Here is a 12,606-nt window from a genome sequence, read left to right as displayed (position 1 = left end):
AATTAACCTTTGAGCTGATCGAGATCCTCGACATTGATCGTGTCGAGCTTACGGAACAGGGTCACCAGAATCGCGAGGCCGATCGCGGCTTCCGCTGCGGCGACGGTCAGCACGAAGAACACGAAGATCTGGCCGTGCACGTCGCCGAGGTAATGCGAGAACGCGACGAAGTTGGTGTTCACCGCCAGCAGCATCAGTTCGATCGACATCAGGATGATGATGACGTTGCGGCGGTTCAGGAAAATCCCGACGATCGCGATCGCAAACAGGATCGCGCCGAGCACAAGGTAGTGAGCAAGAGTCAGCATGGTTTTCTTTTCCTCCGCTTAGCCGTTGGTGCCCGAACCGGCTTCGCTCTGCGCCGTCTCCGGCTGCGGCTTGTCCGCTTCCATCTTCACGAGGCGCACGCGGTCGTTGCGACGCACCTTGACCTGATCCGACACGCGCTGGCGCTTGCTGTCCTTGCCCTTGCGCTCGGTCAGCCCGATCGCGGCAATGATCGCGACCAGCAACACGAGGCCGGCGATTTCGAACGCGAAGATGTAGTCGGTGTAGATCACCTTGCCGATCAGGCGCGTATTCGACCAGTTGGCCATCTCGCCCGTCGCCATCGCATGCACGGTGTGCGTGTCGCCGTAGCCGCGCCACAGGATCAGCGCGGTTTCGATCACGATGATCGCGCCGACCACGGTCGCCATCGGGACGAAGCGCTTGAAGTCGCGGCGCAGGTAGTCGATGTTGATGTCCAGCATCATCACGACGAACAGGAACAGCACCATCACCGCGCCCACGTAGACCAGAACCAGCAGGATCGCGAGGAACTCCGCTTCGAGCAGCATCCAGATCGCGGCGGCGTTGAAGAACGCCAGCACAAGGAAAAGCGCAGACGCCACCGGGTTGCGCGAAGTGATCACCTTCAGCCCTGATACCACCAGGAGCAGCGCGAAGATGTAGAACAGTACGGTCGTGAATTCCATGATTACCGGTTCATCGTTAGGCCATAGTCAGGCGCGGCTTGCGGAACGCCCGCACCCGTCGCGGCGGCTCGGCCCGTTCATCGTTCATGCCGGGCCGGCACTGCAAACACAATCAACGATACGGCGCGTCGGCAGCCTTCGCCGCGGCGATGTCCTTCTCGTAGCGATCGCCCACCGCGAGCAGCATATCCTTCGTGAAATACAGGTCGCCGCGCTTTTCGCCGTGGTACTCGAGAATCTGCGTCTCGACGATCGAATCGACCGGGCAGCTCTCTTCGCAGAAACCGCAGAAGATGCACTTCGTCAGGTCGATGTCGTAGCGCGTGGTGCGGCGCGTGTTGTCGGCGCGCGTTTCCGATTCGATCGTGATCGCCAGCGCGGGGCACACGGCCTCGCACAGCTTGCACGCGATGCAGCGCTCTTCGCCGTTCTCGTAGCGGCGCAGTGCATGCAGCCCGCGAAAACGCGGCGAAATCGGCGTCTTCTCTTCCGGGAACTGCACGGTGAACTTGCGCTTGAACGTGTAGCGACCGGTCAGCGCGAGCCCCTTCAGCAGCTCGGTCAGGAAGAAGGTCTTAAAGAAGTGTTGGATAGCCGTCATGATTTCGTCCTTACTTCACCCAGATGTTCAGCGGCGACATCATCCAGAAGCCGACCACGACCACCCAGACCACCGTGACGGGCAGGAACACCTTCCAGCCCAGACGCATGATCTGGTCGTAACGGTAGCGCGGGAACGTCGCGCGCACCCAGATGAACACCGACAGCAGCGCGAAGACCTTCAGCACGAGCCAGAAGATGCCCGGGATGAACGACAGGAATTCGAACGGTGCGTCCCAGCCGCCGAGGAACAGCGTCGCCGCCAGCGCCGAGATCACGATCATGTTGATGTACTCGGCGAGGAAGAACAGCGCGAACGCCATGCCCGAGTAATCGATCATGTGACCGGCAACGATTTCCGACTCCCCTTCCACCACGTCGAACGGGTGACGGTTCGTTTCGGCGATGCCCGAGATGAAGTAGACGACGAACGCCGGCAGCAGCGGCAGCCAGTTCCACGACAGGAAGTTCACGCCGTGGCCGGCGAAGAAGCCGTGCTGTTGCGAACCGACGATTTCCGACAGGTTCAGGCTGCCGGCCGTCATCAGCACGAGCACCAGCGCGAAGCCCATCGAGATTTCGTACGACACCATCTGTGCCGCGGCGCGCATTGCACCGAGGAACGCGTACTTCGAGTTCGACGCCCAGCCCGCGAGAATCACCGCGTACACGCCGATCGACGAGATCGCCATCGCGTACAGCAGGCCCGCGTTCACGTTCGCGAGCACGGCTTCGGCCTGGAACGGGATCACCGCCCACACGGCGAATGCCGGCACGACGGTCATCACCGGCGCGATCAGGTACAGCCAGCGGCTGGCGGCGCTCGGCTGGATGACTTCCTTCAGCAGCAGCTTCAGCACGTCGGCGATCGGCTGCAGCAGGCCGCCGGGGCCGACGCGGTTCGGGCCGAGACGCACGTGCATCCAGCCGATCAGCTTGCGTTCCCACAGAATCAGGTACGCGACGCACAGCAGGATGACGACGGAGACGACGAGGATGCGCACGACGGCCCATACCGTCGGCCATGCGAAGCCGAGAAGCTGGGACCCGCCCGCGTTGATCGTATCGAACAAGCTCATTTACGCCTTCTCCACCACCAGTTCACCGGACAGGCTGCCGAGCGCTGCGCCGGCAGGCGTTGCCGCCGACACGCGAACGACCGTCTCCGCAAGATTCGCGTCGCGCACGGCCGGCAACTGCACCGCACGCTCGCCCTGGCGCACGCGCACCGCGTCGCCTTCCTTCAAGCCCAGCTTGTCGAACAGCGCGGCCGGCAGGGCTGCGGCATTCGCCGCCTTCGCGGCGGCCGTCAGGTGCAGCGCACCTGCACGGCGCACGAGCGCGTCGGCGTGATAGATCGGCACATCGGCCAGGCGCTCGAAGCCGCCGTTCGCGGCATTCGCTGCAGCGCGAACCGGCGCGACCGACGTCTGGTTCGACAGACGGCCCGCGACGCCGGCGTCGCCGAGCGCGGCGACACGCACTTCTTCCGCGGTCTCGTATTCGAAGTTCGGCAGACCGAGCAGGCTGCCGAGCACGCGCAGCACCTTCCAGCCCGGACGCGTGTCGCCGAGCGGACGCACGACGCCGTTGAAGCTCTGCACGGTGCCTTCGGCGTTGATGAACGTGCCGGCCGTTTCCGTGAACGGCGCAACCGGCAGCAGCACGTCGGCGTAGTCGAGGCCGTGCTTGAACGGCGACATCACGACGACCATCTCCGCCTGGTTCAGTGCGGCCAGCGCCTGTGCCGGATCGGCTGTGTCGAATTCCGGCTCGACGTTCAGCAGCACGTAGCCCTTGCGCGGCTGCGCGAACGCTTCGCGTGCATTCAGGCCGCCTTCGCCCGGCAGTGCGCCCACGACGTGCGCACCGACCGTGTTCGCCGCTTCCGTCAGGAAGCCGAACGTGGCGCCGGTGTTCTCGGCGATCCACTGCGCGACGGCGTGCAGCTTCGCGAATTGCGGATGACGGACCGCGACGTTGCCGAGCAGCACCGCGCGGCGGTCGCCGTTCGCGAGCGACTGTGCGACAGCTTGCGCGGCCGGCGATGCGGTGACGCCAGCCAGCGCGTCGGGCAGCGCGACGCCGCGCAGTTGCGCGACGGCGGCGGCGATGCCGGCCAGCTCGTCGAGCCATGCGGACGGTGCAGCAACGATGCGCTGCGCGGTCGGGATCAGTGCATCGTCACCGGTCGCGTGCAGGAAGTGCAGCTTCGCGCCGTTCTTCGCAGCCTGACGCAGGCGCGATGCGAACAGCGGGTGGTCGCGGCGCAGGAACGAACCGACGACGAACGCGGCGTCCACGTTCGACAGGTCGGCGATCGGCATCCCGAGCCACGGTGCGCCCTGGACCGGCGCCGAGAAATCCTGCTGGCGCAGACGGAAGTCGACGTTCGGCGTCTTCAGTTCGCTGGCGAGCTGCTTCACAAGGAACAGCTCTTCCGCGGTGCTGTGCGCGCTCGCGAGCATCGCCAGCGCGTTCGCGCCGTGATCCGCGGCGATGCCCTTCAGGCCCTTCGCGACGTATTCGAGCGCGGTTTGCCAGTCGGTTTCGATCCACTGGCCGCCCTGCTTCAGCATCGGCTTCGTCAAGCGCTCTTCGCTGTTGAGGCCTTCATACGAGAAGCGGTCCTTGTCCGAGATCCAGCATTCGTTGATCGCTTCGTTCTCGAACGGCAGCACGCGCATCACGCGGTTGTTCTTCACCTGCACGACGAGGTTCGCGCCGACGGAATCGTGCGGGCTCACCGACTTGCGGCGCGACAGTTCCCACGTACGGGCGCTGTAGCGGAACGGCTTGCTGGTCAGCGCGCCGACCGGGCACAGGTCGATCATGTTGCCCGACAGTTCGGAGTCGACCGTCTTGCCGACGAACGTCGTGATTTCCGAATGCTCGCCGCGGCCCAGCATGCCGAACTCCATCACGCCGGCGATCTCCTGGCCGAAGCGGACGCAGCGCGTGCAGTGGATGCAGCGGGACATTTCTTCCATCGAGATCAGCGGGCCCACGTTCTTGTGGAACACCACGCGCTTTTCTTCCGAGTAGCGCGACGACGACTTGCCGTAGCCGACCGCCAGATCCTGCAGCTGGCATTCGCCGCCCTGATCGCAGATCGGGCAATCGAGCGGGTGATTGATGAGGAGGAATTCCATCACCGACTGCTGCGCCTTGACGGCCTTGTCGGACTGCGTGCGGACGATCATGCCGGCCGACACGGGGGTCGCGCAGGCAGGCACGGCCTTCGGCATCTTCTCGACTTCGACGAGACACATCCGGCAGTTGGCCGCGACCGACAGTTTCTTGTGATAGCAGAAGTGAGGAATGTACGTATCCGCCTTGTGCGCAGCCTGGATCACCATGCTGCCTTCGGGCACCTCGACCTTCTTGCCGTCTATTTCAAGTTCAACCATGATGGTGAATGGTCCTTAACCTATTTCCGCCCGTTCGCGCGTTCGCCCGACCGTGCGCTCAAATTCCGCAACCGGGTGTTTCGCTTCAGGCCGCCGCAGCCGAAGCCACATGCGGCGCGTGACCGCCGACCATGCAATGCTTGTGCTCGACGTGGTACGCGAATTCGTCCCAGTAGTGCTTGAGCATCCCGCGCACCGGCATCGCCGCCGCATCGCCGAGCGCACAGATCGTGCGGCCCATGATGTTCTCGGCCACCGAGTTCAGCAGGTCCAGATCTTCCTGCCGCCCTTCGCCGTGCTCGATACGGTTCACGACGCGATACAGCCAGCCGGTGCCTTCACGGCACGGCGTGCACTGCCCGCACGATTCCTCGTAGTAGAAGTACGACAGGCGCAGCAGCGAGCGCACCATGCAGCGCGTCTCGTCCATCACGATCACCGCGCCGGAACCGAGCATCGAGCCCGCCTTCGCGATCGAATCGTAGTCGAGATCCGTCTGCATCATGATGTCGCCCGGGATCACCGGCGCCGACGAACCGCCCGGAATCACGGCCTTGATCTTCTTGCCGCCGCGCATCCCGCCGGCGAGCTCCATCAGCGTCGCGAACGGCGTGCCGAGCGGCACTTCGTAGTTGCCCGGACGCTCGACGTCGCCCGACACCGAGAAAATCTTCGTGCCGCCGTTGTTCGGCTTGCCGATCTCGAGGTAATTCTGCGGCCCGATGGACAGCAGGAACGGCACCGCGGCGAACGTCTCGGTGTTGTTGATCGTGGTCGGCTTGCCGTACACGCCGAAACTCGCCGGGAACGGCGGCTTGAAGCGCGGCTGGCCCTTCTTGCCTTCGAGCGACTCGAGCAGCGCCGTTTCCTCGCCGCAGATGTACGCGCCGTAACCGTGGTGCGCGTGCAGCTGGAACGAGAATTCCGAGCCCATGATGTTGTCGCCGAGGAACCCGGCCGCGCGCGCTTCATCCAGCGCGGCTTCGAAGCGTCGATACACTTCGAAGATCTCGCCGTGGATGTAGTTGTAGCCGACGGTGATGCCCATCGCGTATGCGCCGATGGCCATGCCTTCGATCAGCGCGTGCGGGTTCCAGCGCAGGATGTCGCGATCCTTGAACGTGCCCGGTTCGCCTTCGTCCGAGTTGCAGACGAGGTACTTCTGCCCCGGGAACTGGCGCGGCATGAAGCTCCACTTCAGGCCGGTCGGGAAGCCCGCACCGCCGCGGCCGCGCAGGCCCGACGCCTTCACGTCGGCGATCACCTGCTCGGGCGGAATCTTTTCTTCGAGAATGCGGCGCAGCTGCTTGTAACCGCCGCGCGCAACGTAGTCTTCGAGGTGCCAGTTCTCGCCGTTCAGACCAGCGAGGATCAGCGGTTTGATGTGACGGTCGTGGAGGGACGTCATTTCGAGAGCTCCTCAAGCAGCTGGTCGATCTTCTCGCGGCTCATGAAGCTGCACATTCTGTGATTGTTCACCAGCAGCACCGGCGCATCGCCGCACGAGCCCATGCATTCGCCTTCCTTCAGCGTGAACTTGCCGTCGGGCGTGGTCTCGCCGAAGCCGATGCCCAGCTTCTGTTTCAGGTAATCGGCAGTCGCTTCCGCGCCGCCGTGCGGGCCGAGCTGGCACGGCAGGTTCGTACAGAGCGTGATCTTGTGCTTGCCGACCGGTTTGAGCTCGTACATCGTGTAGAACGTCGCGACTTCCTGCACGGCGACGGCCGGCATGCCGAGATAGTCCGCGACGAACTGCATCAGTTCGGGCGACAGCCAGCCATGCTCTTCCTGAGCCACGGCCAACGCCGACATCACGGCGGACTGTTTCTGATCGGCGGGATACTTCGTCAACGCTCGATCGATTTCCTTCAGGCCTTCAGCTGAGATCATTTTCAGACACGACTCTTTCAATTCCTACCGAACGAACAACCTGCCGCACACTGGGGTGCATGGACGGCAGACCTGGCGCTCACTCTGTTGACAGCTTGCGAAGCCGCGCCGGTTCGGCGCATACCGCTTGTGACTCCGCGTGTGACTGACTGCTCGCCGCCCGCACTCGCGAGCGGCGCAACCATTAGCGATCGATTTCGCCGAACACGATGTCCTGCGTACCGATGATCGTGACGGCGTCGGCGATCATGTGACCGCGCGCCATTTCGTCGAGCGACGCCAGGTGCGCGAAACCCGGCGCGCGAATCTTGAGGCGATACGGCTTGTTGGCGCCATCCGACACGAGATAGATGCCGAACTCGCCCTTCGGATGCTCGACCGCCGCGTACGCTTCGCCTTCCGGCACATGGAAACCTTCGGTGAAGAGCTTGAAATGGTGGATCAAGTCTTCCATGTTGGTCTTCATGCCGACGCGCGACGGCGGGGCAACCTTGTGATTGTCCGTCATCACCGGGCCCGGATTCTTGCGGAGCCACTCAATACACTGTTTCGCGATGCGGATCGACTGGCGCATTTCTTCGACGCGCACCAGATAGCGGTCGTAGCAATCGCCGTTCACGCCAACCGGCACGTCGAAATCCAGCCGGTCGTACACTTCGTAGGGCTGCTTCTTGCGCAGGTCCCACGCGATGCCCGAGCCGCGCAGCATCGGGCCCGTCAGGCCCATCTGCAGCGCACGTTCCGGGCTCACCACGCCGATCCCGACCAGACGCTGTTTCCAGATCCGGTTGTCGGTCAGCAGCGTTTCGTATTCGTCGACGCACTTCGGGAAGCGCGTGAAGAAATCGTCGATGAAGTCGAGCACCGAGCCGCTGCGCGCTTCGTTCATCTTCGCGAGCGCCTTCTCGTTGCGAATCTTCGACGCCTTGTATTGCGGCATTGCGTCAGGCAGATCGCGGTAGACGCCACCCGGACGATAGTAGGCCGCGTGCATCCGGGCGCCGGACACCGCTTCGTACACGTCCATCAGGTCTTCGCGTTCGCGGAACGCGTACAGGAACACGGCCATCGCGCCGACGTCGAGCGCGTGCGCGCCGATCCACATCAGGTGGTTCAGCACGCGCGTGATTTCGTCGAACAGCACGCGGATGTACTGCGCGCGCTCCGGCACGTCGATGCCGAGCAGCTTTTCGATCGCGAGCACGTAGCCGTGCTCGTTGACCATCATCGACACGTAGTCGAGACGGTCCATGTACGGCACGGACTGGATGAAGGTCTTGGATTCCGCGAGCTTTTCCGTCGCGCGGTGCAGCAGGCCGATGTGCGGATCGGCGCGCTGGATGACTTCGCCGTCGAGCTCGAGCACGAGGCGCAGCACGCCGTGCGCTGCCGGGTGCTGCGGGCCGAAGTTGAGCGTGTAGTTCTTGATTTCTGCCATGACGCCCCCTTAATGTTTCAGACCGCCATAGCGATCCTCGCGGATCACGCGCGGCGTGATTTCGCGCGGCTCGATCGTCACCGGCTGGTATACGACCCGCTTCTCTTCCGGGTCGTAACGCATTTCGACGTAGCCCGACACCGGGAAGTCCTTGCGGAACGGGTGGCCGATGAAGCCGTAGTCGGTGAGGATGCGGCGCAGGTCGGGGTGGCCTTCGAACACGATGCCGTACAGGTCGAACGCTTCGCGCTCGTACCAGTTCGCCGAGGTCCAGATGTCGACCAGCGACGCCACGATCGGCAGATCGTCGTCCGGCGCGAACGCACGCAGGCGCAGGCGCCAGTTGTTCGTGACCGACAGCAGGTGCGACACGGCCGCGAAGCGCGGGCCGTCGTAGGCGCCGTCGCCGAAGGTCTGGTAGTCGACGCCGCAGAGGTCGATCAGTTGCTCGAAACGGAGCTTCGGATCGTCGCGCAGCGTCTTTGCGACTTCGAGGTAATCGCTCGCCTTCACGACGAGCGTCAGTTCACCGATCGCTTCGGTGAGGCTCACCACGCGCGCGCCGAACGCGGCTTCGAGGTTTGCCTTGAGAGTCTCGATTTTGCTTGCCATATTGAGGGGACGCTCGGGGCTTTATTGACGGGCGATGGTATTGGTGCGACGGATCTTCGCCTGAAGCTGGATCACGCCGTAGACCAGCGCCTCGGCCGTGGGCGGACAGCCCGGCACGTAGACGTCGACCGGCACGATCCGGTCGCAGCCGCGGACCACCGAGTACGAGTAGTGGTAGTAGCCACCGCCGTTCGCGCACGACCCCATCGAGATCACCCAGCGCGGCTCGGCCATCTGGTCGTACACGCGACGCAGCGCGGGCGCCATCTTGTTGCACAGCGTGCCGGCGACGATCATCACGTCCGACTGGCGCGGGCTCGGACGGAACACGACCCCGAACCGGTCCAGATCGTAACGGGCCGCGCCCGCATGCATCATCTCGACGGCGCAACACGCGAGCCCGAACGTCATCGGCCACAGCGAGCCGGTACGCGTCCAGTTGATCAGCTTGTCAGCCGTCGTGGTGACAAACCCTTCCTTCAAGACCCCTTCGATACTCATTTGCTTTCCACTCCAGACGAGCGACCGAGCGTGGCCGCCCATGCAAACCGGCGATTAACCCATCACTCCCAGTCGAGGCCGCCTTTCTTCCAGATATAGGCAAAGCCCAGCAGGAATTCGAGCAGAAAAATCATCATTGCGATGAAACCCGGCCAGCCGATGTCCCGGAGCGCGACGCCCCACGGGAACAGGAATGCGGTTTCGAGATCGAAGATGATGAACAGGATGGCGACGAGGTAATACCGAACGTCGAACTTCATCCGGGCGTCTTCAAAGGCCTCGAAGCCGCACTCGTACGGTGCGTTCTTCTCGACGTCCGGCTTGTTGGGACCAAGGAGCTTGCCGATGCTGACCAGCGCTATACCTAAACCAGTGCCCACGAGGAGGAACAACAAGACGGGGTAATAGGCTGCGAGGTTCAAGGCAATCCTCTATCGGTTGGTTCTGAGCGTCCGGAGAATACCACTTCCGGCGGAAGGAATCATTTCGGAGTACAGGCGATCGCAAGACAACCGCAAGCACACCCCAGAAATGAAAAATGCCAGCCACTAGAAGCGGCTGGCATTGAGTAACTTTGGTGCCGACGGCGAGACTCGAACTCGCACAGCTTTCGCCACTACCCCCTCAAGATAGCGTGTCTACCAATTTCACCACGTCGGCACTGCATGCAACTCGGGTTGTGCTGCTCGTTCCCGCGAATCGCTTCAAGAATTAAATTCTAACCCGAGTTCAGGATTTGTTCAACGCACAACCGCAAAAAAATTAACTTTTTATTTCGGGACATCCTGGCCCGGCGCGCTTGCGGCCGAACCGGCTGCAGCGGACGCCGCGACCGCCGGCGCCGATGCGGCGGGCGCCGATGCCGGCGCGGTCGCTGCCATGCCGAGCACACCTGCCGACGGCGTCGACTTGTACGAACCGAGGTACGTCAGCGCGAGCGTCGCGACGAAGAAGATCGCCGCGAGAATGCCCGTCGTGCGCGACAGGAAGTTCGCCGAGCCCGTCGCACCGAACAGGCTGCCCGACGCGCCGCTGCCGAACGCGGCGCCCATGTCGGCACCCTTGCCATGCTGCAGCAGCACGAGCCCGATCACACCGAGCGCAGACAGCACCTGCACCACAATAATCAACGTCTTGAATAACAGCATCACACCCACCCGATTGGATCGGGCGACCGGACCGACCGGCCGCCGTCATGGTTCAATTCGATCTCGGACCGCTCAACGCGCGGCCCGGCAGATCGCCAGGAAATCTTCCGCCTTCAGCGACGCGCCGCCGATCAGGCCGCCGTCGATGTCCGGCTGCGCGAACAGCTCTTCCGCGTTGTCCGGCTTCACGCTGCCGCCGTACAGCACGGACACGTCCGCCGCCCCCTTCGCCGCGAGACGCGTACGCAGGAACGCGTGCACGTCCTGCGCCTGCGCCGACGTCGCGCTCTTGCCCGTACCGATCGCCCAGACCGGCTCGTACGCGACGACGATGCGGGCGGCTTCGTCAGCCGTCAGCACGGCCAGCACCGCGTCGAGCTGCGCACCGACGACCTGCTCGGTCGCACCCGACTCGCGCTCGTCGAGCGTCTCGCCGACGCACACGACCGGCGTGAGGCCTGCCGCGAGCGCGCGTTGCGCTTTCGCGGCGACCGTCTCGCTGCTTTCGCCGTGATACGCGCGACGCTCCGAATGGCCGACGATCGCATACTGCGCACCGAACTCCGCCACCATCGCGGCCGCCACCTCGCCGGTGAACGCGCCTTGCTCGTGCGCAGACACGTCCTGCGCACCGAACGCGACACGCCCCCCGCCGAGTTGCGCCTGAACCTGCGCGAGATACGGGAACGGTACGCACACGCCGATCGACGTTTCAGCCGTCACCGCGCCCGCACCCTGCACCACTTCGCTCAGCAGCGCCTGGTTGCCGGCCAGCCGGCCGTGCATCTTCCAGTTGCCGATCACTCGCTTTGTTCGTTGTTTCGACATCGTGTCTGTCTCGTCACTATCTTGTCATTAACGTGCCGGAACCCGGCCGTCAGGTTGGATCTGGCGAAGCAAACCCGCGATTTTACTGCGCGCGGCTTGAACCGGTCAAACCGCGTATGTCAAGCGCCGCTGCGCGGGCCGTCACGCGTTCGCGCCCCAATCGAGCACGATCTTGCCGATGTGCTCGCCGCTCTCCATCAGCGCATGCGCCTGCGCGGCGTCGCCGGCCGGCAGCACACGATAAATCACGGGCTTGATGCGACCGTCGGCCAGCAGCGGCCACACGCGCGCCTTCAACTGCGCGGCGATGCGCGCCTTGAACTCGACCGGGCGCGGGCGCAGCGTCGAGCCCGTCACCGTCAGCCGGCGGCGCAGGATCTCGCTCAGGTTGACCTCGGCCTTCGCGCCGCCGAGCAGCGCGATCAGCACGAGACGACCGCCGTCCGCGAGCGCGGACAGCTCGCGCGGCACGTACGAGCCCGCCACCATGTCGAGGATCACGTCGACACCGCGATCGTGCGTCAGTGACTTCACGACTTCGACGAAGTCTTCGGTCTTGTAGTCGATCGCGCGCTCCGCGCCAAGCGCCTCGCACGCGCGGCACTTGTCGGCGGTGCCGGCCGTCGCGAACACGCGGAAACCGAGCGCATGCGCGATCTGGATCGCCGTCACGCCGATGCCGCTGGAGCCGCCCTGCACGAGCAGCGTCTCCTGCTCGCCGCCCTCGCCCGCGCCGAGCTGCGCACGGTCGAACACGTTGCTCCACACGGTGAAAAACGTTTCGGGCAACGATGCGGCCTCGATATCGGTGAGGCCCTCCGGCACCGGCAGGCACTGCGGCAGCGGCGCGACCGCGTATTCGGCATAGCCGCCGCCCGCAAGCAGCGCGCACACGCGATCGCCGAGCTTCAGGCCGAACGGGTTCAACGCCGCATCGGACACATCCCCGCCGACGATCTCGCCCGCGACCTCGAGGCCCGGCAGATCCGACGCACCCGGCGGCGGCGCATAGGCGCCCTTGCGCTGGAACACGTCGGGCCGGTTCACGCCGGCAGCCGCCACCTTGATCAGCACCTCGCCGCGCTTCGGTTCGGGGCGCGGACGCTCCGCGAGCTTCAGCACGTCGGGGGCGCCGAATTCGGTGATTTCGATGGCTTTCATGATGAAAATCGCTCCAGGATCGGAATCGGATGGCGCACCCG

14 protein-coding genes and 1 tRNA gene are annotated in these 12,606 nt (G+C 64.2%); all 15 read right to left on the bottom strand.

Annotation, left to right across the window (positions count from 1 at the left end):
- Positions 1–2: 2 nt before the first annotated feature.
- Complete coding sequence (gene nuoK, locus A9Z05_RS11335) at positions 3–308, bottom strand: NADH-quinone oxidoreductase subunit NuoK (protein ID WP_006478272.1); 306 nt, start codon at positions 306–308, stop codon at positions 3–5.
- 18 nt (positions 309–326) lie between these two features.
- A complete protein-coding gene (locus tag A9Z05_RS11330) occupies positions 327–977 on the bottom strand; it encodes an NADH-quinone oxidoreductase subunit J (RefSeq protein WP_011545812.1) in 651 nt (216 codons plus the stop codon).
- 112 nt (positions 978–1,089) lie between these two features.
- A complete protein-coding gene (gene nuoI, locus A9Z05_RS11325; protein ID WP_006484869.1) occupies positions 1,090–1,578 on the bottom strand; it encodes an NADH-quinone oxidoreductase subunit NuoI in 489 nt (162 codons plus the stop codon).
- Positions 1,579–1,588: 10 nt separating this feature from the next.
- Entirely contained in the window at positions 1,589–2,656 is a 1,068-nt protein-coding gene (gene nuoH / locus A9Z05_RS11320; RefSeq protein WP_069618166.1) for an NADH-quinone oxidoreductase subunit NuoH, read from the bottom strand.
- Complete coding sequence (gene nuoG, locus A9Z05_RS11315) at positions 2,657–4,987, bottom strand: NADH-quinone oxidoreductase subunit NuoG (RefSeq protein ID WP_069618165.1); 2,331 nt, start codon at positions 4,985–4,987, stop codon at positions 2,657–2,659.
- 85 nt (positions 4,988–5,072) lie between these two features.
- A complete protein-coding gene (nuoF, locus tag A9Z05_RS11310; RefSeq protein ID WP_017331620.1) occupies positions 5,073–6,395 on the bottom strand; it encodes an NADH-quinone oxidoreductase subunit NuoF in 1,323 nt (440 codons plus the stop codon).
- Positions 6,392–6,877, bottom strand: a complete 486-nt coding sequence (gene nuoE / locus A9Z05_RS11305; RefSeq protein WP_006478266.1) for an NADH-quinone oxidoreductase subunit NuoE — start codon at positions 6,875–6,877, stop codon at positions 6,392–6,394. Before nuoE ends, nuoF begins: the two co-directional genes overlap by 4 nt.
- 184 nt (positions 6,878–7,061) lie before the next feature.
- Entirely contained in the window at positions 7,062–8,315 is a 1,254-nt protein-coding gene (locus A9Z05_RS11300) for an NADH-quinone oxidoreductase subunit D (RefSeq protein WP_009694120.1), read from the bottom strand.
- Between the two features lie 9 nt (positions 8,316–8,324).
- Entirely contained in the window at positions 8,325–8,927 is a 603-nt protein-coding gene (locus A9Z05_RS11295) for an NADH-quinone oxidoreductase subunit C (protein WP_069618164.1), read from the bottom strand.
- A gap of 21 nt (positions 8,928–8,948) precedes the next feature.
- Positions 8,949–9,428 (bottom strand): NADH-quinone oxidoreductase subunit B family protein, encoded by a 480-nt coding sequence (locus tag A9Z05_RS11290; protein ID WP_006398799.1) that lies wholly within the window; start codon positions 9,426–9,428, stop codon positions 8,949–8,951.
- Between the two features lie 62 nt (positions 9,429–9,490).
- A complete protein-coding gene (locus A9Z05_RS11285) occupies positions 9,491–9,850 on the bottom strand; it encodes an NADH-quinone oxidoreductase subunit A (RefSeq protein ID WP_006398798.1) in 360 nt (119 codons plus the stop codon).
- A 153-nt stretch (positions 9,851–10,003) separates the two neighbouring features.
- Positions 10,004–10,088, bottom strand: a tRNA-Leu gene (locus A9Z05_RS11280).
- 110 nt (positions 10,089–10,198) lie between these two features.
- A complete protein-coding gene (gene secG / locus A9Z05_RS11275; RefSeq protein WP_069618163.1) occupies positions 10,199–10,576 on the bottom strand; it encodes a preprotein translocase subunit SecG in 378 nt (125 codons plus the stop codon).
- 72 nt (positions 10,577–10,648) lie between these two features.
- The gene (gene tpiA, locus A9Z05_RS11270; RefSeq protein WP_069618162.1) at positions 10,649–11,404 is read right to left on the bottom strand and encodes a triose-phosphate isomerase; all 756 of its coding nucleotides are present in this window, start codon (positions 11,402–11,404) and stop codon (positions 10,649–10,651) included.
- Positions 11,405–11,545: 141 nt separating this feature from the next.
- The gene (locus tag A9Z05_RS11265; protein WP_069618161.1) at positions 11,546–12,565 is read right to left on the bottom strand and encodes an NAD(P)H-quinone oxidoreductase; all 1,020 of its coding nucleotides are present in this window, start codon (positions 12,563–12,565) and stop codon (positions 11,546–11,548) included.
- Positions 12,566–12,606 lie beyond the last annotated feature (41 nt).

Origin of the sequence: Burkholderia sp. A2 (genome assembly GCF_001729305.1) — a bacterium.
Taxonomy (GTDB): domain Bacteria; phylum Pseudomonadota; class Gammaproteobacteria; order Burkholderiales; family Burkholderiaceae; genus Burkholderia; species Burkholderia sola.
The sequence above is the reverse complement of the archived record's forward strand: the minus strand, read 5'-3'. Positions and strand labels throughout refer to the sequence as shown.